General features: G+C 50.1%; 22 protein-coding genes. 5 read left to right on the forward strand and 17 right to left on the reverse strand.

All coding sequences use genetic code 11. The features are described 5' to 3' along the window. Nucleotides 1-131 precede the first annotated feature (131 nt). Nucleotides 132-1,826 (forward strand): alkaline phosphatase D family protein, encoded by a 1,695-nt coding sequence (locus ACXAH4_RS03075; RefSeq protein ID WP_474843526.1) that lies wholly within the window; start codon nucleotides 132-134, stop codon nucleotides 1,824-1,826. Between the two features lie 32 nt (nucleotides 1,827-1,858). On the opposite strand, the gene ubiG is transcribed toward ACXAH4_RS03075, so the two are convergent. From ubiG to ACXAH4_RS03150, 15 genes are all read right to left on the reverse strand, one after another. Further along, a complete protein-coding gene (ubiG, locus tag ACXAH4_RS03080) occupies nucleotides 1,859-2,623 on the reverse strand; it encodes a bifunctional 2-polyprenyl-6-hydroxyphenol methylase/3-demethylubiquinol 3-O-methyltransferase UbiG (RefSeq protein ID WP_474843528.1) in 765 nt (254 codons plus the stop codon). Between the two features lie 151 nt (nucleotides 2,624-2,774). Continuing rightward, a complete protein-coding gene (locus ACXAH4_RS03085; protein WP_474843530.1) occupies nucleotides 2,775-4,202 on the reverse strand; it encodes an aldehyde dehydrogenase family protein in 1,428 nt (475 codons plus the stop codon). Nucleotides 4,203-4,213: 11 nt separating this feature from the next. Next, nucleotides 4,214-5,854, reverse strand: coding sequence for an acetolactate synthase large subunit (locus ACXAH4_RS03090; protein ID WP_474843532.1), 1,641 nt, complete (start codon nucleotides 5,852-5,854; stop codon nucleotides 4,214-4,216). A 102-nt stretch (nucleotides 5,855-5,956) separates the two neighbouring features. Beyond that, nucleotides 5,957-6,373 carry a DUF4112 domain-containing protein gene (locus ACXAH4_RS03095; protein WP_474843535.1) on the reverse strand — a complete coding sequence of 139 codons (417 nt, stop codon included), beginning with the start codon at nucleotides 6,371-6,373 and terminating at the stop codon, nucleotides 5,957-5,959. A gap of 60 nt (nucleotides 6,374-6,433) precedes the next feature. Beyond that, nucleotides 6,434-7,513 carry a ferrochelatase gene (gene hemH, locus ACXAH4_RS03100; protein WP_474843537.1) on the reverse strand — a complete coding sequence of 360 codons (1,080 nt, stop codon included), beginning with the start codon at nucleotides 7,511-7,513 and terminating at the stop codon, nucleotides 6,434-6,436. A 187-nt stretch (nucleotides 7,514-7,700) separates the two neighbouring features. Beyond that, the gene (locus tag ACXAH4_RS03105) at nucleotides 7,701-9,299 is read right to left on the reverse strand and encodes an AbgT family transporter (RefSeq protein WP_474843539.1); all 1,599 of its coding nucleotides are present in this window, start codon (nucleotides 9,297-9,299) and stop codon (nucleotides 7,701-7,703) included. A gap of 214 nt (nucleotides 9,300-9,513) precedes the next feature. Then, the gene (hflC, locus tag ACXAH4_RS03110) at nucleotides 9,514-10,398 is read right to left on the reverse strand and encodes a protease modulator HflC (protein ID WP_474843541.1); all 885 of its coding nucleotides are present in this window, start codon (nucleotides 10,396-10,398) and stop codon (nucleotides 9,514-9,516) included. Nucleotides 10,399-10,401: 3 nt separating this feature from the next. Then, the gene (gene hflK / locus ACXAH4_RS03115) at nucleotides 10,402-11,550 is read right to left on the reverse strand and encodes an FtsH protease activity modulator HflK (RefSeq protein WP_474843543.1); all 1,149 of its coding nucleotides are present in this window, start codon (nucleotides 11,548-11,550) and stop codon (nucleotides 10,402-10,404) included. Between the two features lie 113 nt (nucleotides 11,551-11,663). Continuing rightward, the gene (gene hflX / locus ACXAH4_RS03120) at nucleotides 11,664-12,953 is read right to left on the reverse strand and encodes a ribosome rescue GTPase HflX (protein WP_119499853.1); all 1,290 of its coding nucleotides are present in this window, start codon (nucleotides 12,951-12,953) and stop codon (nucleotides 11,664-11,666) included. A 17-nt stretch (nucleotides 12,954-12,970) separates the two neighbouring features. Continuing rightward, nucleotides 12,971-13,225 (reverse strand): RNA chaperone Hfq, encoded by a 255-nt coding sequence (gene hfq, locus ACXAH4_RS03125; RefSeq protein WP_119499852.1) that lies wholly within the window; start codon nucleotides 13,223-13,225, stop codon nucleotides 12,971-12,973. 80 nt (nucleotides 13,226-13,305) lie between these two features. Continuing rightward, nucleotides 13,306-14,238 carry a tRNA (adenosine(37)-N6)-dimethylallyltransferase MiaA gene (miaA, locus tag ACXAH4_RS03130; protein ID WP_474843546.1) on the reverse strand — a complete coding sequence of 311 codons (933 nt, stop codon included), beginning with the start codon at nucleotides 14,236-14,238 and terminating at the stop codon, nucleotides 13,306-13,308. After that, nucleotides 14,235-16,043: a DNA mismatch repair endonuclease MutL gene (gene mutL / locus ACXAH4_RS03135; protein WP_474843548.1), complete on the reverse strand. Its 1,809-nt coding sequence runs from the start codon at nucleotides 16,041-16,043 to the stop codon at nucleotides 14,235-14,237. The genes miaA and mutL overlap by 4 nt, the downstream gene beginning before the upstream one ends. Nucleotides 16,044-16,062: 19 nt before the next feature. After that, nucleotides 16,063-17,397, reverse strand: a complete 1,335-nt coding sequence (locus tag ACXAH4_RS03140; protein ID WP_474843550.1) for an N-acetylmuramoyl-L-alanine amidase — start codon at nucleotides 17,395-17,397, stop codon at nucleotides 16,063-16,065. A gap of 41 nt (nucleotides 17,398-17,438) precedes the next feature. Further along, entirely contained in the window at nucleotides 17,439-17,921 is a 483-nt protein-coding gene (gene tsaE, locus ACXAH4_RS03145) for a tRNA (adenosine(37)-N6)-threonylcarbamoyltransferase complex ATPase subunit type 1 TsaE (protein ID WP_474843552.1), read from the reverse strand. A gap of 20 nt (nucleotides 17,922-17,941) precedes the next feature. Continuing rightward, nucleotides 17,942-19,441, reverse strand: coding sequence for an NAD(P)H-hydrate dehydratase (locus ACXAH4_RS03150; RefSeq protein ID WP_474843554.1), 1,500 nt, complete (start codon nucleotides 19,439-19,441; stop codon nucleotides 17,942-17,944). A gap of 7 nt (nucleotides 19,442-19,448) precedes the next feature. Between ACXAH4_RS03150 and queG the strand changes: the two genes are divergently transcribed. Further along, complete coding sequence (gene queG, locus ACXAH4_RS03155; RefSeq protein ID WP_474843556.1) at nucleotides 19,449-20,591, forward strand: tRNA epoxyqueuosine(34) reductase QueG; 1,143 nt, start codon at nucleotides 19,449-19,451, stop codon at nucleotides 20,589-20,591. Between the two features lie 30 nt (nucleotides 20,592-20,621). On the opposite strand, the gene hemE is transcribed toward queG, so the two are convergent. After that, entirely contained in the window at nucleotides 20,622-21,713 is a 1,092-nt protein-coding gene (gene hemE / locus ACXAH4_RS03160) for a uroporphyrinogen decarboxylase (RefSeq protein ID WP_474843558.1), read from the reverse strand. Nucleotides 21,714-21,978: 265 nt separating this feature from the next. Continuing rightward, nucleotides 21,979-22,812, reverse strand: a complete 834-nt coding sequence (gene nudC / locus ACXAH4_RS03165) for an NAD(+) diphosphatase (protein WP_474843560.1) — start codon at nucleotides 22,810-22,812, stop codon at nucleotides 21,979-21,981. A gap of 213 nt (nucleotides 22,813-23,025) precedes the next feature. Between nudC and ACXAH4_RS03170 the strand changes: the two genes are divergently transcribed. The 3 genes from ACXAH4_RS03170 to ACXAH4_RS03180 are packed head-to-tail and all read left to right on the forward strand — an operon-like array spanning nucleotide 23,026 to nucleotide 24,377. Continuing rightward, nucleotides 23,026-23,499, forward strand: a complete 474-nt coding sequence (locus ACXAH4_RS03170; protein ID WP_119499844.1) for a transcriptional repressor — start codon at nucleotides 23,026-23,028, stop codon at nucleotides 23,497-23,499. Continuing rightward, nucleotides 23,489-23,953 (forward strand): chemotaxis protein CheX, encoded by a 465-nt coding sequence (locus ACXAH4_RS03175; RefSeq protein ID WP_119499843.1) that lies wholly within the window; start codon nucleotides 23,489-23,491, stop codon nucleotides 23,951-23,953. Before ACXAH4_RS03170 ends, ACXAH4_RS03175 begins: the two co-directional genes overlap by 11 nt. Further along, nucleotides 23,943-24,377: a secondary thiamine-phosphate synthase enzyme YjbQ gene (locus ACXAH4_RS03180; RefSeq protein ID WP_474843563.1), complete on the forward strand. Its 435-nt coding sequence runs from the start codon at nucleotides 23,943-23,945 to the stop codon at nucleotides 24,375-24,377. Before ACXAH4_RS03175 ends, ACXAH4_RS03180 begins: the two co-directional genes overlap by 11 nt. The last annotated feature ends 38 nt before the right edge of the window (nucleotides 24,378-24,415 follow it).

The raw sequence follows: 24,415 nt of genomic DNA on the forward strand, positions 1-24,415 counted from the left end.
TTTGCTTTGGCGCCATTATAACAGTTATTTGCCAAAAGCATTGCACTGTTCAACAGTTATCCAACTCCACCTGCCACGAATTCGTCATATATGCTGACTAGTATGAGCTTTTACCCGGCTCAGGATGACACATGGACCGCCGTTTATTTCTTAAATTATCCGCCGCACTGAGCGGCAGTATGGTTATTTCTACCGGTTTAACCGGGTGCACTTCAACTGCAGGCTTACCGGAGAATCCGGTTTCTTTTTCTCATGGTGTTGCCAGTGGTGACCCGTCTGCGGACAGCATTATCTTATGGACCAGAGCAGTGCCTGCCGGCAACTCCCCTTCGGCAACGGTTTTCTGGGAAATTGCAGCAGACAGTAACTTCTCAGATATCATCCGTTCGGGACATGCCAAAGCCATCGCTGCCCGTGACTACACAATAAAAGTAGATGTACGGGAGTTATCACCGTCCACCCGCTATTTTTACCGGTTTTCAACTGCCACAGAAACATCACCTGTGGGGAAAACACTTACTTTACCGGCGGGAAAGGTCGACAACGTCAAACTCGGATTGTTCTCCTGCTCAAACTACCCTGCCGGTTTTTTTACGCCCTATCTGGCAGCTTCTGCAGATGAGAGTATCGACTTTGTATTGCATCTCGGTGACTATATTTACGAATATGCCGGGGACGGCTACGCCACAGAGCGTGCTGCTGAATTAGGCCGCACATTCGCCACTGATAACAATGAAGAAATTATCACCCTTGCGGACTACCGGAACCGGTACGCGATTTACCGCACTGATAAAGGCTTAAAAGCCCTGCATCAGAATAAGCCCTGGATTGTAGTGTGGGACGACCACGAAGTGGCAAACGATACCTACACCACAGGTGCCGAAAACCACCAGCCGGATGAAGGCGACTTCTTTAAACGCCGCGCCGCTGCGGTACAGGCCTACTATGAGTGGCTGCCCATCCGGCCACCGGTGAGCGACACAGATCCAACAATCTACCGTACGTTCGAATTTGGTGACTTGCTGTCACTGTACATGCTGGACACCCGTATTATCGGACGGGATAAGCAACTTAGTTACGCCGCTTTTACTGACGAAGAGACCGGCCAGTTTGATGACATCGGCTTCACTGCCGCGCTGATGGCAGAAGACCGCACTATGCTGGGCTTGCAACAACGGGACTGGTTATTTGAATCCCTGGAAAAGAGTAAAGCGACCTGGCAGGTGCTGGGACAACAGGTATTAATGGGAAAAATGTTTTTCCCGGCAGAAATTTTCTCCGGTACACCACGGGAAGAAATTCCTTCAAAAATCCATGCTCTTGCTGATATTCGCCGCAAACAAATTGCCGGACAACCGGTGAGCGATGAAGAAACCGCGCGGCTAAACACCACGATGGCATATAATCTTGATGCCTGGGACGGCTATCCGGCAGAACGGGAAACACTTTATAAGCAGTTCAGGGAAAAAGGAAAAGCGGCGATCGTCTTTGCCGGCGATACGCACAACGGCTGGTGCAACAAACTGACCACCGGCAACAATCAGGCTGTAGGTATAGAATTCGGCACATCCAGTGTCTCGTCTCCCGGAATGGAGAGTTATCTGACGATGGATAACAATGAGGCACACCGCCTGGCACAAGCTCTGCCCCTGCTGGTGAAAGATCTTGAATACTGCAATCTGAACCTGAGAGGATACATGACAGTGACCTTTACGCCTCAGGAGGTAGAGGCTAACTGGTTATACGTAAGCAGTATTTCATCGGAAGATGTGCACATAGCCAGTGTCCATACCGCCAGGTTCACCCAACCTGAGCTGCTAAGCTGACCAACCCACTACCGGACGGGAAGACCGCACTGTCAGGTCTGCTTTTTATAGCAGCAGAGATAGTTTACCGCCATGGAAGGCGTGGTTTTCCAGTGTCCGGTGAGCGGGTTAAGCTTAAACCCGCTTTGTGTGTGACGTACAAACTGACTGCCTGTCCAGCTGTCAAGCTCCTCAGGTGTCACGAACTTTGACCAGCTGTGCGTACCCACCGGCAGATAGCGCATAACATATTCGGCCCCCACAATAGCAACAATAAAACTGCGAAAAGTACGGTTTAAGGTTGCCAGAATGAGTAACCCGCCCGGTTTAACCATGGAGGCGCATTCCTGAATCAGCGTTTGCTGATCAGGTACATGTTCTACCACCTCAGCATTGATAACCACATCATACTGTTGTCCTTTATCTGCCCATTCACCGGCCAGACAATGGTGGTAGCTTACAGGCAAGTTTTGCTTCAGTGCATGCCGTCTTGCAACTTCGACACTGGTCGCACTGGCATCAATGCCGGTCACGTCTGCGCCACGCTTAGCCAGAGGCTCGCAAATCAACCCGCCGCCACTGCCAACATCCAATACTGATAAGCCCTCAAACAATGCATCGGCCAATCCCTTAGGACGAAAATGCTTATTGATAGCCTGTTCGATAAAATCTACCCGCGCGGCATTGAAAGACAGCGCGGTTTTATATTTACCGTCAGGATCCCACCATGCATCAGCCAGCGCATCAAAGCGGGCGATTTCCTGAGCGTTCACATTCGCTGTCGCAACCGGTGGGCTTAACTGACTTTTATCTAACATATTGAGGCCTGTTCACTGTTATCAGGGATAATAGAGACAACTTTTCTTTTATTAAATCAACCTGGCGGATGATAGCAAATGAAAAAAATCTCACGTAGGGTTTCAGCCGGTAGTGACACCGGCCCGGGTTTATTCCCTTACTGACGGTGGATCAGGGTGTTCTGATAACCATCAGCCTGGTTTCGGTCATATCTTCAATGGCATAGCGGATCCCTTCCCTGCCAAGGCCGGAATCCTTCACCCCGCCATAGGGCATATTATCAACCCGCCAGCTTGGCACATCGCCGATCACTACGCCGCCGACTTCCAGAACATCCCACGCTTCATGAGCTTTATACAAATCACGGGTGAAGATGCCTGCCTGCAAACCATAGCGGCTGTTATTAACCTCTTTTAAGGCTTCGTCATAATCGTCGAATGGCACTAAAACCGAGAGCGGCCCGAAAGCCTCTTCTGCACTGGCGTTACAGTCTGCCGGTACGCCTTCCATGACGGTGGCATCGAGCATAGCGCCTTTTCGTGTGCCACCACACAGAACCGTTGCGCCGGCCTCTCTGGCTTCGTGGATCCAGTCCTCCAGCCTTTCCGCCTCAGACTCTGAAATCATGGGGCCGATAAACGTGTTTTCATCTGCAGGATCGCCGGCCACTAATGCCGATACTTCATGAACGAATTTTTCACGGAAGGTTTCATAAATGTTTTTGTGTACCAGTATACGCTGCACACTGATACAGCTCTGACCGGACTGGTAATAGGCGCCAACGATAATGCGTTTGATAGCATCATCAATATCAGCATCTTCATCCACGATGCAGGCAGCGTTACCGCCAAGTTCCAATACTACTGGCTTTTTACCGGCTTTGGCTTTAAGTGCCCAGCCCACATCGGGGGAGCCGGTAAAACTCAACAGCTTCAACCGTTCGTCAGTAGTAAACAAATCCGCACCGTCACGGTTACATGGCAGAATGGAAAATGCCCCTTCAGGTAAATCTGTTTCTGCCAGCACTTCACCGATAATCAACGCGCCGATGGGTGTTCTTGAAGCAGGTTTCAGAACAAACGTACAACCGGCAGCAATCGCCGGCGCGACTTTATGCGCGGCCAGATTTAACGGAAAGTTAAACGGCGAAATAAATGAACAGGGACCAATGGGCACCCGCTTTGTCATGCCCTGGTAGCCGGAAGCGCGGTCGGATATCTCAAGGTTCAGCACCTGACCTTCTATACGCACACATTCTTCAGCCGCTATCTGAAAAGTATCAATCAGGCGGGTTACTTCTCCCTGCGCATCTTTTATCGGTTTTCCGGCTTCAATACACAGCGCCATTGCCAACTCGTCCTTACGTTCTGTAAAGCGTTTTACGCAATGTTCCAGTACCGCTTTACGTTCATAGGGCTTCATAGCCGCCATGGCCGGTTGCGCCTTTTCTGCCGCAGCAATGGCTTTGTCGATAACATCAGCACCGGCTTTGGCCACTCTGGTTGCCACTTCACCGGTATACTTGTTCGTAACTTCCAGATCGGTATTAGCAAACACAGGTTTGCTTGCAAGATAGTAGGGATAGCTTTCATTCAACATGTAAGAACTCCTTAAAGCTTGTCACTTAATTCGCGGATTGTCTGATTCAGCGTTTCATCATTCATGCTGTAATCAACCGGGCAGTCCACCACATGAACGCCGGGCGTATTAATGCACCGGGTGATAACCTCGCTGAGTGATGTGGTATCTTCGATGCGCCAGCCTTTGGCGCCATAGCTGTTGGCATATTGCACGAAGTCAGGATTCCCGTAGTCCAGCCCGAAGTTGTCGAAAGACATATGAGCCTGTTTCCATTTGATCATGCCGTAAGCGTCATCCCGGAGAATAATGACAGTCAGATCGAGATTGAGTCTGACGGCAGTTTCCAGTTCCTGACTGTTCATCATAAAGCCACCGTCACCGCATACACTGATTACGGGCTTGTCAGGGTTAACGAGTTTTGCAGCAATAGCAGATGGAAGACCGGCCCCCATAGAGGCAAGGGCATTATCAAGCAGTAATGTGTTGGGGTGGTAAGCCGGATAGTTTCTGGCAAACCAGATTTTGTACACGCCGTTATCCAGCGTCACAATACCTTCATCCGGCATCACTTTGCGGATATCGCGGACAAAACGTTCCGGCAGAACCGGAAACCGGTCATCATCTTCCGCTTCCCGCCTGTGGTTGACATAGGCATCGTGCACATCTTTATAAAAATCCAGCTTCCAGCCGGACTGAGGCGATACCTTTTCCTTTATTTGCCAGATACTGTTAGCGATGTCGCCGACAACTTCTGCCTGAGGGAAGTACACAGGGTCAACAGCGGCCGGCTCAAAATTAATATGAATAACTTTCTTTCCGTCGTCGTGCATAAAAAACGGCGGCTTCTCAACCACATCATGGCCTACATTGATAATGAGATCAGCACGGCTGATGGCACGGTGGACAAAGTCACCGTCGGATAACGCAGTGTTTCCGGCAAACAGAGGATCACTTTCATTAAGCACCCCTTTTCCCATTTGGGTGGTGACAAACGGGATCCCTGTTTTATCTACAAACTCTCTGAGCATTTTTGCTGTGAGTTTACGGTTTGCGCCGGCACCGATAAGTAACAATGGAGACGCAGCCCTTTCAATCATCTCAACAGCTTCGCGGATGGCTTTATACTCTGCTATCGGTCTGCGGGTATAACTGGGCTTCAACAGGGACGCTGAAGTGCTTTCATCAGCAATGTCCTCCGGCAATTCAATGTGCACTGCGCCGGGGCGTTCTTCTGATGCAAGGCGGAAAGCTTCACGCGCCACAGACGGGATACGGTCACCGCTGACAATCTGGGTTGTGTATTTAGTGATAGGACGCATCATATCTACCACATCAATGACCTGAAAACGCCCCTGTTTGCTGGTTTTTACCGGCTTCTGGCCAGTGATCATTAACACCGGCATAGCGCCGAGTTGCGCATAGGCGGCGGGCGTCACTAAATTCGTTGCGCCGGGGCCGAGAGTAGATAAACAAACGCCAACTTTACCGGTGAGCCGGCCGTAGGTGGCGGCCATGAATCCCGCTCCCTGTTCGTGGCGGGTCAGCACAAGTTTAATGTCAGATGTGCGGAGAGATTCCAGTAAATCGAGGTTTTCCTCACCCGGAATACCGAAGATGTATTCCACACCTTCAGCTTCAAGCGCTTTAACAAAGAGGTCTGAGGCTTTCATTCCGTTCTGTCGCTCCTTACGTTTACTAGCAGGTAAGGTGTGCTACGGCGGGAAAGCTAAAAGCGATTAGGTTTGTTTACAGTTCCGGGCCGGAACGCCGGGTCAGTCGGTGAGTTGCTCCTGCCAGGCTGACAATTTTTCCTGCGTGGCGCGGTCGACCGCAGCCTTATTATTACTTATCCACCACTTCTCCATAATCTGCACATTTTTACTGTTAGATTTATAAAAGAAGTCGGCAATATCGCCAACAAACGGGATGAAGCCGAGAGCGAAGTCCATAATAGAATTACGTACCATAGTTTTAAGCAAGCCGGATGGCATGCCCATCTTTTTTCCAAGAGAGATAATACGAAAACCGGCAATGAGCATGGCAGCGTCACCGGCGCCCGGGATGAGACCGATAATAGAATCAAGCCCGATACGGAAGGGAATAACAGGCAACTTTATCGCCGTATCCAGCATGTTTGCCCATTTTTGTGCCTTGAGCAGCTCTTCCGGAGCTTTTACATTACTGTCCATGGTCATTCTCCTGTTCAACGATAAATAGCCGGGCTAATCCGGCTTTTATCACCGGACAGCTTACCTGTCTGCACCGAGGGCTTTAGCCAGTGCTTCCCGTTTACGGTTTTGTGCAGAAGCCTGCCAGCCGTGCAGATTACGTTCGATGAGCGTCATTAACGTATCTATATGTGCCGGTGAGTCGTTTAGCGCAGGAATATATTCAAAACGCTTTCCGCCAGCTTCCATGAAGTAGTCTTTGTTTTCCTCACCGATTTCTTCAATGGTTTCCAGGCAGTCCGCAGAAAATCCGGGGCACAGTACCTGCACGGACCGCACGCCTTTACCCGGCAATCCTTTCATGGTTTCGTCAGTGTAAGGCTGAAGCCACTCTTCGCGGCCAAAACGGGACTGGAAGGTGGTCATGTATTCGTCTGATTTCAGATCCAGCGCTTCAGCCAGCAATCTTGATGTTTTATGACACTCGCAGTGGTATGGATCACCATTGGTCAGATAACGCTTCGGGATCCCGTGATAGGACATAACCAGCAAATCAGCTTTCCCGTTTTCCTTCCAATGCTGCCTGACACTCGCAGCCAGCGCTTCGATGTAGGCGGGTTCGTCATTGTAGTGCGTTACAAAGCGCAATTCCGGCATCCAGCGGCGGCGGGTAAAATCGGCTGCCACAGCATCAAAAGTCGACGCAGTGGTGGATGCACAATATTGCGGATACAGCGGCAGTACTACCAGCTTTCTCACGCCCTGACTGAGCATTCTGTCGATGGCAGACGCCACGGACGGCTGCCCATAGCGCATGGCAAAATCAACTACCACATCGTCGCCGTATTTCTCCCGGCACTTCTCTGCCAGTGCTGCATGCTGAGCCTTAGTGATCGCCATTAACGGTGAACCTTCGTCTGTCCACACTGTGGAATAGGCTTTTGCAGACCGTCCGGGCCGGAAGTTAAGGATCACCCCGTTGAGTACGAACCACCAAATCAGGCGGGGAACTTCGACAACCCGGGGATCGGAAAGAAACTCTTTCAGGTAAGGCTTCAGCGCTGCTTTAGTCGGCTGCTCAGGTGTACCTAAATTGGTGATCAGCACGCCCAGCCGGTCTGCCTGGCCATGTGTGAAATGGGTAGAGTTAATATATTTCATGCTGCTTTACCTGAAATCGCTGCCAACTAATCAAAAAGACAATTAATTATACTGAACCTGAGACAATTTTGATCCCCGGAATCAGACATTTATAACGATTATTTGATTCAGTTTAAGCGATTACTATCGCTGCGGGTCGCCAATAAAAAAGGCCGGTATTCGCCGGCCTCAGAGACTTTACATTTCGTTAAGGTGTATAGAAGGTTGCCGCACCCGGTCCAACAGGCATACCAAGAAGGAATACCCAGAAGAAAAACAGCAGCGACCAGCCAAGGATAAACACCATAGAATAAGGCAGCATCATGGCAATCAGAGTGCCCATTCCGACATCCTTACGATACTTAGCCGCCATAGCGAGGATCAGACCGAAATAGCTCATCATCGGCGAGATCACGTTGGTAACCGAGTCGCCGATACGATATGCAGCCTGAATCACTTCCGGTGCGTAACCTAATAGCATCAGCATGGGCACGAAAATGGGCGCAGTCACAGCCCACTGCGCCGAGGCACTGCCCAGCGACAGATTCACCAGTCCGCACATTAAAATAAACAGAATGAACACCGACGGCCCGTCAAGACCCGCGGCCTGCAACAGCGCTGCACCTTTAACGGCGAGGAACGTACCAAGGTTTGTCCATTTAAAGAAGGCTACAAACTGGGCGGCGAAGAATACCAGCGTGATGTAGAGACCCATTGCTCCCATACTTTTGGACATGGCGTTAATTACATCGCGGTCGTTTTTCATCGAACCAGTTACCCTGCCGTACACGAAGCCGGGTATAGCAAAGGTAATGAAAATAAAAGCAACGATACCTTTAAGAAAAGGCGAACCGGTTATAAGGCCGGTTTCCGGATTTCGCAGCGGGCCATTTTCAGGTACAACGGTAAGTGCCAGCACAGCACACACTGCAACGAATGCAAGTCCGGCCATTTTCAGACCTTTCTTTTCCAGAGCCGTTGGCGCTTCCATGGACTGGCCTTCCAGTTCCACAGAGGCATCCGATTCGTTGAACCTACCCAGCCTTGGCTCGACAATTTTTTCAGTCACAAAGGTGCCCATGATGGCAATGACAAAGGTACTGATGAACATGAAATACCAGTTTACTTCCGGGCCAACCACATATTCAGGGTCAATCATATGCGCGGCGGCTTCAGTGATGCCGGAAAGTAACGGGTCAACGGTGCCAAGTAACAGGTTTGCGCTGTAACCCGCCGACACGCCGGCAAATGCAGCAGCCAGCCCGGCCAGCGGATGACGCCCCAGAGAATGAAAGATCATGGCTGCAAGCGGAATAAGGACAACATATCCCAGCTCAGATGCGGTATTTGAAAGAATGCCGGCAAACACCACGGCGAATGTGACCACGCGCTTAGGTGCACCCATCACCAGGGAACGCATCAGCGCGGAAAGCATACCGGAGTGCTCTGCCACAGAGACACCCAACAATGCCACCAGCACGGTACCAAGCGGAGCAAAGCTTGTGAAGTTGGTCACCAGACCGGTAACGATACGCTGAAGGCCTTCAGCACTCATCAGCGAGATGACTTCAATCATGCCGTCTGCTTCGCGGCCTTTTGCGCCTACAGGACGGGGATCAGCCACAGCCACATCGAAGTAGCCCAGGATGCCACTTAAGATGACGATGAATACAGATAGTAATGCGAATAATGTGATCGGATGCGGCAACAAATTCCCGAGCCACTCAACGGTAGCCAAAAATCGTGCGAACCATCCGCTCTGTGCAGCATCCCCGCGGGACGGCACCTGAGACTGATTGGAACTCAAGATAAACCTCTGTCGTTTTTATTCAGATCTGCATTTTATGCAGCCTGATTATAATAATGTCGCGCACAGTATAGCGAATAAACAGCGTCTTCGCAGCAAAAGGGCTGTAAAGCGGCTATTTTCCATACTTTAGGACGACGAAAAAAACGTCTGACAGTGGGTTTTAAGGGCATAAAAAAACCCGCTTAAAGCGGGTTTTTCAGTAAGTTACGATTTATTTACCCTTGGAATTATCCAGGTATTTAAAGAAATCGCTGTCCGGTGCAAGCACCATCACGTCATCTTTACCATTGAAGCTCTTACGATAGGCATCCATGCTGCGCAGGAAGCTATAGAAATCGGGGTTCTTCGAGTAAGACGTTGCATAGATTTGTGCTGCCAGTGCGTCACCTTCACCACGTACCTGACGGGCATTACGCTCCGCGTCTGCCAGCATAACGGTAACTTTTGCATCGATATCTGCACGGATCACTTCGGCTTGTTCCTGACCTTCCGAACGGTGCTCACGGGCTACCGCAGCACGCTCTGCACGCATACGCTGGAAGATCGCGTTACTGACTTCGTTAGGCAGGTTAATTTGCTTAACCCGTACGTCAACGATTTGAATACCCAGTTCTTTAGATGATTCGCTGGCTTGTTCCATTGCCTGATTCATCAGTGCAGAACGCTCACCGGATACGATTTGTGCAATGGTGCGGGCACCGAATTCAGAACGCAGACCGTTGTTCACCTTCTGTTTCAGAAGCGCCTCTGCCTGCAACTTATTACCACCTTGTGTAGAGAGGTAATATTTTGCGAAATCAGCAATTTTCCACTTCACATAGGAATCGACAATAAGGTCTTTCTTCTCTGAAGTAACGAAGCGATCAGGCACATCATCCAGCGTTTGAATGCGGGCATCCAGACGACGGACAGAATCGATAAACGGCAATTTGAAATGCAGGCCGGGCTCGAATACGCGTGTTTCGCCGGTGGCGTCATCACGTTGTACTTTACCGAACTGAATAACAATTGCTCTTTCGCCTTCGCTTACGACAAATAACGAGCCGGACAGCAAAATAACAAACAGTACTACTACTGCAATGAGTAAGTTCTTCATGCGTTATTCTCCTCCGTTACCGAAACGACTGTCACGGAAACCGGAACTCTGCGTTGCTGAGCCCGATGAGTTACTGCCGGATGAAGATGGCAGCGACTGATAAGACGAAGATGAACGGGCCGGCGCAGATGATGATTTTTGTTCCATCATTTTATCCAGCGGCAGATACATCATGTTATTTCCACCTTTGCTGTCGACAAGCACTTTGCTGGTTTTACCCAGTACTTCTTCCATCGTTTCCAGATAGATACGCTCACGGGTAACCTGAGGCGCAGCTTCAAACTGAGGCAGCAGCTCAGAGAAACGGGCCACTTCACCCTGCGCTTCCAGAATGACACGCTCTTTGTAAGCCTGTGCTTCTTCGTTCATCCGGTTAACCTGACCACGGGCACGGGGTTCAATTTCACGTGCGTAAGCTTCGGCTTCGCGGATGAAACGCTGTTCATCTTCCTGAGCAGCGATAGCATCATCGAATGCATCTTTCACTTCTTCAGGCGGACGGGCATCACGGAAGTTCATGTCAGTGATGGTGACACCAAGATCGTAAGGTTCAAGAATAGATTGCAGCTCTTCCCAGACACGTTGACGGGTAACCTCACGGCCATCGGTTAATACGTCATCCATTTGTGAGTGACCTACAACATAACGGATTGCACTGTCGAGTGCCTGGCTCAGGCTCATTTCAGGGCTGGTTACCGCAAACGTCCAGCGATACGGGTCTACCACGCGGTATTGCATTTCCATCTGAACACGCACCACGTTTTCGTCTTCCGTCAGCATGGAGCCGCTCGAAGCCTGGTCGCGGATAGATGTGACATCAACCGGAATAACGGTATCGATAAAGGTTGGCTTCCAGCGAAGTCCAGGTTCTACCTGCTGAGAATATTCACCGAAACGAAGCACTACACCACGTTCTGATTCACGGATGGTATAGAACCCGCTTACCACCCAGATTACGGCCAGCAGCGCGATTAGAATAGCAGCGCCGACTGTGCCCAGGCTTTTACCTGAACCACCGTTGCCACCGCCCATTTTTCCGAATTTACCAAACAGGTTTTTGAACACGTCGTCCAAATCCGGGGGCCCCTGATCGCGACCGCCGCGGTTTTTCCACGGGTCGTTATTTTTGCCACCCGGCTCATTCCAAGCCATGCTGATACTCCATAAGTGGTTAACCCCCGATAACTGAATAAGCTGCCCGCGATGAACAGCCGTTCAATTATTTTGGGATCTGATTTTAAAATCTGTCGTTACGAATCTGTCGTTTAATGATGTACCACATAGCCGGACAAGCCGTCATCAAGGCGTTTTTCTAAACGGTTCCAGTCGCTGGTGGGCATTCTTACATCCACTACCCAGTCACCGCCGTCGTCATAGGCCTCATTTGCGATACAATTTAAATCATACAACACCCCGCGCAATTTACTTTGCGCCGGGGGGATCCGCAGTGTGTAACTTACCATGCTCTGTCCTAAGCAATCGGTAAGTGCTTTACTCAATAAATCGAGCCCCTCTCCGGAATGAGCAGACACCCATACACGAACAGGTACACCCTCGTCGTCTCTATCTATACGCGGTGATATTTCATCAAGTTTATCAATCTTATTACAGATTATTAATTGTTGAATATCATCTGCTTCAATTTCTTCAAGCACCGCATTCACTTCATCCATCGTTTCACGGTAGTTTGCTTCTGCCACATCAACAACATGAAGCAGTAAATCCGCTTCCTGTGTTTCCTGTAACGTGGCTTTAAATGCTGCAACCAGGTCGTGAGGGAGATGACGGATAAACCCGACGGTATCTGCCAGAATAGCCGGCCCCACATCCTGCAAGTCAATTTTGCGCAGAGTAGGATCCAGCGTGGCAAACAGCTGGTCAGCTGCATACACGTGGGAATTTGTGATGGTATTAAATAACGTCGATTTCCCTGCGTTGGTATAGCCAACCAGAGAAACCGTGGGAATTTCGGCACGTTTGCGCGATCTGCGCCCTTGCTCACGTTGTTTCTGTACCTTCTCCAGCCGACGGAGAATGGCTTTAATACGGCCACGTAACAACCGGCGGTCAGTTTCAAGCTGTGTTTCACCCGGACCACGCAGACCTATCCCGCCTTTCTGGCGCTCAAGGTGTGTCCATCCACGAATTAACCGGGTAGAAATATGTCGAAGCTGTGCCAGTTCCACTTGCAACTTACCTTCATGTGTCCGGGCACGTTGTGCGAAGATATCGAGGATAAGGCCGGTACGATCTAAGACCCGGCATTTGCAGATGGCTTCGAGATTCCGCTCTTGAGACGGCGATAACGCATGATTGAAAATCACTACATTAGCATCATGCGCTTTCACAGAAGCAGCAATCTCTTCGGCTTTACCAGAACCAACGAAATACTTAGCATGTGGAGCACTGCGCGACGTCGTAAGTACGTCTACCGCATTCACTCCCGCAGAAGATACGAGCAATTCAAGCTCGGCGAGATCTTCTTTGCTGTTCTCGTCAGCAAAATTTACATGAACAAGAATAGCCTGTTCACCGGCTTCATAACGGTCAAACAAGCAATGTACCTTTTAAATTATTCACTTTTACTATTTTCAGCATCCCCTTGGGTTGAGCTAGGCATAGTGATAGCACGTGATGGTACAACCGTTGAAATGGCATGCTTGTAAACCATCTGGCTAACTGTGTTTTTCAACAGAATCACGAACTGGTCGAACGATTCCACTTGCCCCTGAAGTTTGATCCCATTTACCAGATAAATGGATACGGGAATACGCTCTTTTCTTAACGCATTCAAGAATGGGTCTTGTAGTGATTGCCCTTTAGCCATTTGATATCCTTAGTTTTTATTATTTCCATGGCAAACATATACGTTTGCCACCGCGCTTAATGTATAACACACTCCAACACTTAAAGTGTGATTTTTGACAAAATATTCGTCAAATTATGGTTAGCAAACGTGTCAAGCCAGTGCAGTTCCGGCCAGCCTCTTAACCAGGTCAGCTGCCGTTTTGCAAGTTGACGCGTTGCAATAATACCTTTCTCACGCATTTCTGCATAGTCGAGTTGCCCTTGTAAATACTGCCACGCCTGACGGTATCCTACTGAACGTATAGAGGGTAAATCTTCATGAAGATCACCCCGGGCAAACAATGTCTTCACTTCATCAATGAAGCCATCTTCAAGCATCATATCGAACCGCTGTTCAATACGACCGTGTAACACTGCTCTGTCTTCCGGTGCTATCGCAAATTGCGTCACCTGAAAAGGACATGGCTCGCCTTTTTCGGCCTGCCAGTCAGTGAGGCTGCGGCCGGTCGACCGGTAAACCTCAAGCGCCCGTGTTACACGCTGCGGATCATTCGGGTGAATGCGGGCGCCACTTACAGGGTCTACACGAGATAATTCATCGTGTAAGGCTTGCCATCCATGCGCCCCGGCATCCCGGACAATGCCCGCTCTCACCTCATCGTCAGACTTAGGTAAGGGCGAAATACCATTTATCAAGGCATTAAAGTACATCATCGTACCACCCACCAGCACTGGCAATTTGCCGCGCTGATGGATATCGTTAACCAGCGAAATGACATCCCGGCGAAATTCCGCCACGGAATACGTTTCTGACGGATCGATAATATCAATCAGCCAGTGTGGCGCCAGCGCCTGTTCTTCCGCGGTCGGCTTTGCCGTACCGATGTCCATGCCTTTGTACACCAGTGCTGAGTCAACACTGATAATTTCACAAGGTACGCGTTGTGACAGCTCCAGCGCCAGACCTGTTTTACCGGAAGCGGTAGGCCCCATAATACTTACGACGGGCTTCATATTCTGACTTTCACTCATTCCGGCCACGTCTCTATTAATCTGTCTGCAGGCTGGCTGCGCCCCTGTTGTTCCAGCACAGTAATCTGTTCGCTGACAGGCATCGATTCAAATCCGTGCCACACTGCTGTAAGAATATCAGCCGGTACGGTTGTCACTGATATTAAAGACTTTAGCACATCATTCAGGTTCTGCCCGCCGGAAGTCAGCATGGCCGGAAACCAGTTCACCCAGGGAAAATGTCTGCATCCTGAAGGTGCCTGTTGTAACCGGTATTTACCTGCCACCAGACTGATTTCAAAGTGGTGATCTTGCAAAACCTCAACGGTTTGTTCACTTACATTCGTGTTGGCCACTGATACCGGCATCAGCAATGGTTGCGATGTGCCGGCCAGCTCAATTTGAGCCGCCACCCACTGGGCGATTATAGCGTTTACAGATAAAAGCAAACAGTTGTTTTTATGACAGTAAATTCTTACATATTCATTTAACTGCAAGAATGATAACGCAGAGGTCTCCTGCGTATCAATCTGTGAGCTGAGCAAAGTGCTGTAGCGCTGCCCGTAATCGGCCACCGTTGCGGCAGGCACCGGTGCACTGCGGTGACGGCCCGTTCCTCCTGCCGCCCCGCTTCCTTGATAGCGTCCCTGTGCAGTTCCGGCAGAGGAACCAGCAAAAGACTGTGAAGACCGCGGCACGGATTGCGTTGCTGTTGTGCTGTATCCGTTATTTTCCGGCGAAAGCCCCTGATGCGTACCCTGCGGTTGCGCCGGTGTAAGGGGGCGAATGTAATCGTGTTCCGGCTCATCAAACTGCGCTGTCTCACCGGTGTCACCGTCACTGAGCGCATCTGCCACGGCCTTACAGATAAAATCATGTACAAGACGGCTTTGCTGAAAGCGAACTTCATGTTTAGCCGGATGCACATTCACATCGACATCACGGGGATCAACGGTCAGGTAAACCACGAAAGACGGTTGTTCCAGCACACCCCACACACTTTCATAAGCCTGACGGATTGCGTGCAGGATGAGTTTGTCCCGCATACCCCGGCCGTTTACAAAACTGAACTGGCTGTCGGTACTGCTTCTTAGCATGGTCTCATTGCCCAGCCAGGCTTCAAGTGTCATGCCGTCATAGCCGGTTTGCACGTAAACCGCGTTGCTCAGAAACTTTTGCCCCATTACCGCACTGATACGGCGGGTCAGAGGATCAGCTGACGAAGCCTGATAACGCTTTGTCATCTTGCCGTTGTGTTTCAGCAAAAAGGACACGTCGGGATGGCTGAGTGCAATCCTGCGGACCACATCTTCGATATGCTGATATTCGGTTTTTTCAGTGCGCAAGAACTTGCGTCTTGCCGGCGTATTGTAAAACAAATCAGCCACGTCGATAGTCGTGCCATTCGGATGGGCAACCGGGTTTACGGTGACCTCCATGTCACGACCTTCACAGTGAGCCTGCCATGCCTGTTCCTGATCTTCCGGTCTGGAAGTCAGAGTAAGCCTGCTGACTGAGCTGATACTGGCCAGTGCTTCACCGCGGAATCCTAACGACATGATTTGTTCGAGATCATCCAGCGTTGCAATTTTACTGGTTGCATGACGGCTGAGCGCCAGGGGTAATTCGTCTTTGCAGATGCCGCCACCGTTGTCACGCAATCTGATGCGCTTTTGCCCGCCTTTTTCAATATCCAGTTCGATACGTGTGGCACCGGCGTCGAGACTGTTCTCAATTAGTTCTTTAACAACAGACGCAGGTCTTTCTACCACTTCGCCGGCAGCGATTTGGTTCGCTAACTGCGGTGGGAGTAGCTGTATAGGCAAGGGAATTCCAGACTTTGTTTCAGGTTCTCGGGATGGTCAGTTCCTGACCAATCTGTACGGTGTCGCCGCTAAGGTTATTTGCCGCTTTAATGGTACTGATTTTGACATTGTAACGTTGCGCCAGCAAGGACAATGACTCACCACTGCGAACCTTGTGAATTAAATTACGGGATTTTTGTGAAGCCCATAAGGTGCCGTCCGGCGGGACCTGACGAAAATACGTCTTGATTGCCTCAAACATTGAGGTAGCCAGCCGCTCGCGGTATTCACTCCAGTTCAGGTTTTTTTCTTCCTGCGGATTACTGATAAAACCGGTTTCTACCAGAATTGACGGAATATCCGGCGCTGTCAGAACGGCGAGACTGGCCGCCTGCGGAGAAGACTTGTGCATACGTGTTACGCCACGCAACTCTTTTATCACTTTCTGACTGAGGTCGTAGCTGGCTGACATAGAATGATCCATGGACAAACCGAGAATGGTTTCTGCCAGATAACGCTCGCTGGCGTTATCAGAAATCACTTCTGCTGCGCCGCCCAGTAATTCAGAATGCTGTTCGGTTCTTTCCAGCCAGCGACCCAATTCAGTATCAGCACGGCGCATTGACAATACCCACACAGATCCGCCTCTCGGACCGGCTGTGGTAAAGGCATCAGCGTGTATTGAAATCAGTAAGTCAGCTTTACTTTTGCGGGCGATTTCTGGTCTGCGGTTCAGCCCGACGTAATAATCGCCTTCCCGTGTCATTACTGCACGCATGCCGGATTCCGCATTAACCAGTTTTTCAAGGTATTTGGCAATACTCAGGGTAATGTGTTTTTCGTAAGTACCGGCACGGCCGATAGAACCGGGGTCATTACCGCCGTGACCCGCATCAATGGCAACAATAATATCGCGGTCCCGACTGTTGTTTTTCGTATCCAGCACGACGGAAGTCGACGCCAGTGGCGCAGCGGGGCCGGGGTTCGGATCAATTAAGTCAACCACGAGGCGGTGTCCGTAGGGACCATCAGGCTCAACAGGAAAAATGGAAGGCTTTGCCTTTCTCGCCATTTCGATAACGATGCGGGCTGACTGACTGTTCTTTGGTGTTGAGTGGCGCACCCGCTTTACCAGGTCACCGGTGATATCAGCCTGTGACAAATCGCTGCCGTTATCGGTATCCGCAAGGTCAATAACCAGCCTGGCAGGGTTGTCTAATGAAAAATAGGTAAATTCAGGCGCCGTTTTAAGATCGAGCACAACGCGGGTCCTGTCACCGGAAGGTGCAGCCCTGACTCCGCTAATCTGGTTTTGTGCCCAGGCAGCGCATGCCAGTGACCACAAACAGATTGTGTAAACGATTACGCGCAACATATTTCGCCCTGAAAATTTCCTTTCGTCAGCTTTTTTATTTTTTATGGGGCACTCAGTGCACAAACAACAGCATCACCGTCCGCTGATTTCGCGGCAATGTGCAATGTCCGCACATCATCATGTGAGTTAATACTAATCACTAAATCCGCAGATGCCAAGAACTCGGCCCCTTTTTGAGGCCATTCAATCAGACAAACGCTCTTTTCACCGAAGTAATCACGGATCCCCATGAATTCCAGTTCTTCAGGATCCGCCAGACGGTACAGATCAAAATGATAAACAGAGACTTCATCCAGTTCGTAAGGTTCCACCAGGGTATACGTGGGGCTTTTTACGTGCCCCGCGTGTCCGAGTGTTTGAATGAAAAAGCGGGAAAATGTCGTTTTGCCGGCGCCCAGGTCGCCTTCCAGATAAATCACCAGGCCGGCTGGCAGTCTGCTCTTAACAGCGCTGGCTAATTGCTCTGAAATTTTTTGTGTGGCTTCCGGTGAATCTGACCGGAAAACATGTTCTGCGTACGACATAAACTCTGCTTCAACAAATACTACTGGTTGATGAGCACCCTGACGGCGTCAAATAAATCGCTGGCAATCATACCACGTTGGCCGTACAAGTCAGCCAGATCATCTCCGGCTTTAGCATGCACAGTGACGCCATATTTTGCTGCGATATCCCGTGACAGCCCCTGCGCTAGCAGCGCTCCCAGGATACCACTGAGCACATCACCGCTACCCGCCGTTGCCATACCCGGATTACCGTGTTTGCTTACCCAGGTAGACCGCTCGTTATCAATAATGGTTCCCGCGCCTTTCAGCACACAGGTGGCATGATAACGCTGGGCGCATTGTCTGGCATAATTAAAGCGTTCAGCTTCCACATCATCCACAGACACACCCAGCAGGCGCGCCGCTTCTCCGGCATGTGGCGTTAAAATACAGTCATTAATGGTATACGCAGTGGCCTGACGGCTGAGCAAATTCAACGCATCGGCATCCAGCACCATCGGCTTCGGATGAGTCTGACAATGCTTCATCACCGTTTGAAATACGGTTTCTGCCCAGTCATCCTGCCCCAGACCGGGTCCGATCACCACGCAGGTCGCCCAGCTCAACGCATCTTCCAGATTTTCATCTGTCACCATCAGCTCCGGACGGCCGGCGCTGACCTGAATGGTTGACGCTTCATGGGTATAAACCCGCACCATGCCGGCACCGCTTCGCAGCGCAGCTTCACTTGACAGACGGATTGCCCCGGCAGTGCCTTTATTGCCGCCAACGCACAATAACCGGCCGTATGTACCTTTGTGACTGTGTACCGCACGTGGACCCATACCGCGAAACTGTTCGATATCCAGTAAGCTGGCTGACGAACGGGCGAGTTCAGAGAAGGCTTTACCGATTCCGAGGTCATCGTAAACTAACTTACCGCAGGACTGCTTGCCGGCACCGGTAGATAAACCGGGCTTAATACCCACGAATGTGACGGTGACATCAGCTTCAATACAGCGACCTAATGACTGACCGGTATTGGCATCGAGACCGGAGGGCACATCGATACTGACCACCGGAATAGCATGAGCATTGATAGCATCAATAATATCAGCAAATTCATTGCGGATATAACTGGTGATACCGGTTCCCAACATCGCGTCGACAACCAGTCCTGCTTTATCCAGCAAGCCTTTATCGAAGACTTCAATTTTTCCGCCGGCATCAAGCCAGCGTTTTTGTGCCCGGCCAGCATCGCCTTCAAGAATACGGTGAGGTTCGACGGCGCACACATGCACCTGCTTGCCTGCTTCTTTCGCTTTCAGTGCAGCGATATAACCATCGCCGGCATTGTTGCCCTGCCCTACCATCACAAGATAAACGTGGGTGTTTGGCAGCAGGCTCTGACACTGACGGAATACCGAAGCACCTGCACGCTCCATCAGGGTGGCCAGATCACAGCCGGACTGCTCCGCTGCGGCCTGTTCGTGTTCTCTTACCTGTTCGGCGCGAAAGAGTTTATGTGATAAGCTTGTCGCGAGTTTAGTATCCAGCATAGTTTCCATGTCCGCGTTGCAATCAATCGATCTCAATAGATTAACAAACGATATCAAGGCTTGGGGCCGCGCGCTAGGTTTTCAGCATGTGGGTATCAGTGATGTTGATCTCAGTCAGCATGAAGAGAAGTTGATGGCATGGCTGGAAAAGGGCTATCACGGTGATATGGAATATATGGCCGCGCACGGCACCAAAAGAGCCAGGCCCGCAGAGTTACTGCCCGGCACCGTGAGAGTAATCAGTGTGCGCATGGACTATCTTCCTCCGGATGCGTCTTTTGCCCGCCATCTTTCTGATGATCAGATTGGTTATGTCAGCCGGTACGCGCTTGGCCGTGACTACCACAAAGTACTGCGGCAACGTCTGAAACAACTGGGGGAAAAAATATCTGCGCAGTTTGAGGATGCGCAGTGGCGTCCTTTTGTCGACTCCGCACCGGTGCTGGAACACGCTATTGCTGAAAAGGCCGGTACCGGCTGGACAGGTAAACACTCCCTCACTATCAGTAAAGAAGCCGGCTCCTGGTTTTTTCTCGGCGAGTTGTTCATCAACCTGCCGCTGCCTGTAGACGAGCCGGTAGAAGAAGGATGCGGCAGTTGTACTGCCTGCCTGACGATTTGCCCCACACAAGCCATCGTCGCGCCTTATACCGTTGATGCCAGAAAGTGCATTTCTTACCTCACCATTGAGAATAACGGGCCGATTCCGGAAACATATCGCCCGCTGATGGGAAACCGCATATACGGCTGTGATGACTGTCAGTTGGTGTGTCCCTGGAACCGCTATGCAGCAATTACAGAAGAAACAGACTTCCACGCCCGCAAGCAATTGCACGGTCAGCCTCTGACCACCCTGTTTGCCTGGGATGAATCCACGTTCCTGAAAAATACTGAAGGCTCACCTATACGGCGGATAGGACACGAAAAATGGTTACGGAATCTTGCCGTCGCCATGGGCAATGCATCGGCCAGTGAAGCCATTGTGTCGGCTCTTGAAGGTCGTTCGGGAAGTGTGTCAGAGATGGTTCAGGAACACATTGACTGGGCGCTGGCCCAACAGGCAGGGAAGCAAGACAGGGAAACAGTCAGCAACCGGCAACAGCAGCGTCTCACCCGGGTAATAAAAAAAGGGCTGCCGCGTGATGCGTAGCCCTTTCCAAAAAGAAAAACAGCGTCGTTTTTATTTGTGGTACTGACGACTCAGACGGTGAACCGCATCAACAAAAACGCCGGCATGCTCAGGCGGCACGTCCAGATGGATACCATGGCCTAAATTAAACACATGCCCTGAGCCTTCACCGAAGCCGGCCAGAATGCCCGCCACTTCCTCTTCAATACGCGCAGGTGGCGCGTACAGCATGGACGGATCCATATTGCCCTGCAACGCGACTTTATCCCCCACGCGGGCTTTGGCATCTGCAATATCAATTGTCCAGTCCAGACCAACTGCATCACAACCTGTCGCAGCAATTGCTTCCAGCCACATGCCACCGTTTTTGGTAAACAGAGTCACCGGCACCCGGCGCCCTTCACTCTCACGGGTCAGCCCTTCGACAATACGTGCCATATACTGAAGAGAAAATTCCTTGTAATCCCGGGGAGAAAGTACACCACCCCAGGTATCGAAAATCATCACTGACTGCGCGCCCGCAGCAATCTGTGCATTCAGATAACTGGTGACAGAGTCGGCAAGCTTGCCCAGCAGCGCATGCAGTATCGCAGGCTCTGCGAATGCCATTTTCTTAATTTTCGTGAATGCCTTGCTTGATCCGCCTTCTACCATATAAGTAGCCAGCGTCCAGGGACTGCCTGAGAAACCGATAAGCGGTACTTCACCTTTTAATTCTCTGCGGATGGTGCGCACAGCATTCATCACATACTGAAGCTCCCCTTCGGGATCAGGGACACCAATTTTGTCCACATCCGCTTTTGACGTAACCGGATTTTTAAAACGCGGACCTTCTCCGGCTTCGAAATACAGACCTAATCCCATTGCATCAGGAATCGTCAGGATATCTGAAAATAAAATCGCAGCATCCAGAGGAAAGCGACGCAGGGGTTGTAAAGTCACTTCACAAGCCAGTTCTGCGTTTTTGCATAACGACATAAAGTCACCGGCTTCAGCCCGGGTTGCTTTATATTCAGGCAAATAACGACCGGCCTGTCGCATCATCCAAACCGGCGTTACATCAACAGGTTGCTTCAGCAATGCGCGTAGATATCTGTCATTTTTCAGCGCCGGACGCGCTGTGGAAGGGCTGTTAGCCGTCATGCATTTCCTCTGTTTTCAATACTGATTCTGGCGGGAGTATACCAATAAATAAGGTTGAAACGGCGGTCACAGATCAAGTAATCACAGTTTTTGACACCAAATGGCATAAAAATAACCAAAAGTATAAGACTTTAGTCTTGCTACTTAAGTACATGTCGATAATAATAGACACAACATAAAGAAGCCCTTTAATTTTGTTTAACATCATTAAAAGGGACCGACGCACAATCCTGAGGCCCCGCATCGCGGGGCTTTTTATTATCTGTTATCCTCCTTTGTGCTTATTCAACACTGCCTCAATAAGACGTCCTGCAATAGATAGTTTGGGCGGAATGTCCGGCAGTGCATCAATATCGAACCACTGCGCATCAACGATTTCTCCTTCTTCGGGCACAATGTCACCGCTTTCATATTCTGCCAGATAACCCATCATTAATGAGTGAGGAAATGGCCAGGGCTGACTGTCAAAGTAAGTGAGATTTTTCACCTTTACGCCCACTTCTTCTTCCACTTCCCTGTGTACCGCCTGCTCGAGGCTCTCACCACTTTCGACAAATCCGGCGATGGTGGAATACATATTGGTGTCCTTGTGCCTCACCCCTTTGGCCAGCAAAATCTGATTATGCCGGTAAATAGCAACAATAATACATGGCGAGATGCGTGGATAAACACGGTGCTTGCACTGATGGCACTGCATCGCCATTTCCCAGTCAACCTGTTCCATCTTAGCCCCGCACTGACCGCAATAGCGGTGTGTGCGCAGAAAATGCACATACTGCCAGGCTCTGGCCAGAACATTAAATTGCTCATCAGTACCAGCCGCCAGTAAGGTGCGCAGGGATGTCAGTTCCCAGTCATCCTGTTCAATGTGCTCTGCCCCCGTATCAATAATGTATACAGGCGCGCCCACAGCATGATGTTCTGAAAGCGGCGGCAGCTCCACAATGCTGGCCTGATGATGAGCAATAAATTCCAGTGCAGACCAGCCGCCCAGATAAAGTGAAGTAGTGGATTTAGGAACGAGTATTTTATCGCGGCTGAATATCAGCCAGTGTGCCTGAGCAGATTGCAACTGCCGGTCAGATACCGCTTTGATCATTGAACATACCCCGGTGAGAGCTGAGAATGCCGCCCAGTTTAGTTTTTTTACACAACAATTTACAGTAAATGCATTTCACTCAACGCGATATCATTGTTAAGGTACGGGCCAATGTTATACTGAGAATAGAAATCAGATGCATTGAACGCAGTCTGCTGTTTAATCGCATGATCACCAGACAAAAAAAAATCAGACGTTTGCCGGTAAAACATCATGAATAGTACTACCCTCATTAATAAAGCCCGTGCCTATTGTGAACAACGGGGAGCAAGATTCACCCCTCTGCGGGAAAAAGTATATGAAATCTTGTTGGGTAAACACGGGCCTATGGGGGCGTATGAATTACTTGATGCCCTCAAGGAAACGGAATCAAGCGCAAAACCGGCCACGGTGTACCGTGCACTGGATTTTCTACTGGAATTCGGTTTCATTCACCGGCTGGAATCGACCAATGCTTTTGTTGCATGTCATCATTTTGGTTGTCACCATCCGGTACAGTTCCTAATTTGCGACAGTTGCGGTGATGTTGCCGAGATACAGTCAGAAGGGCTGCAGGAAACGCTGGACAGTCAGGCAAAACAGCACGGATTCAAAGTATCAAAGCAAACAATTGAAGCTCACGGCCTTTGTGCAGATTGTCAGGATGCAGAAAGTGCGGAGCTTGAGGAAAAAAATCATGAATGTTGAGTTTGTTAATCCTTTCATCAATGGTTTACTGAATGTCATGGAAACCATGGCACAAACCACGTTAAAGCCCGGAAAACCCAAGAGAAAACAAAGTGATGTAGCTCAGGGTGATGTCTCAGGGTTAATTGGCATGGTGGGCCCGCAGGTAAAAGGGTCAATGTCGATTACGTTTGATGAAGGTCTCGCGCTGACCATTATGGAGCGTATGGTGGGTGAACGTCCGGAGAAACTGGATGCGGAAGTTGGCGACATGGTGGGTGAAGTAACCAACATGATTTGCGGCAACGCAAAACGGGATCTTGCTGAAAAGGGCTTTGATTTTGGTATGGCTACGCCTATCGTTGTATCCGGAAAGCAACATACCATCAGTCATCAGGTAGATGGTGCAAAGCTTATTATGCCGTTTATGTGTGATGCGGGTCTGGCGCATATGGAAATCTGCTTTGACAAGTAACTGGCATCAGCAGGAATTCTCTCTCCCCGCTTTCAGGCGGGGTTTTCATTTAATTACCTCCCACGTAGAGCGCGCCCTGCCTGAACTTCACAATGTAAAGATTGGGCAATTGCACCTCTGGCTACAGCACACCAGTGCTAGTCTGACCATTAATGAAAATGCAGATCCGTCGGTGAGAAGTGATCTGGAAGCGTGGTTTAACCATACTGTACAGGAAAGCACGGCATATTTTACACATACCTATGAAGGAAGTGATGATATGCCCGCACACATTAAGTCCAGTTTATTAGGATGTGAGGTAACAATTCCCGTTAAAAACGGGGAGTTACAACTTGGCACCTGGCAAGGCATAATTTTAGGCGAACATCGCAATTCTGGTGGCAACCGGCGCATCATAGCCACTTTGCAAGGAATTTGGCGATAATATTAGTTATTATCTATTTTATGCTCTTTTGTCTATTG

This window comes from Alteromonas sp. ABV2_168, from assembly GCF_056161165.1.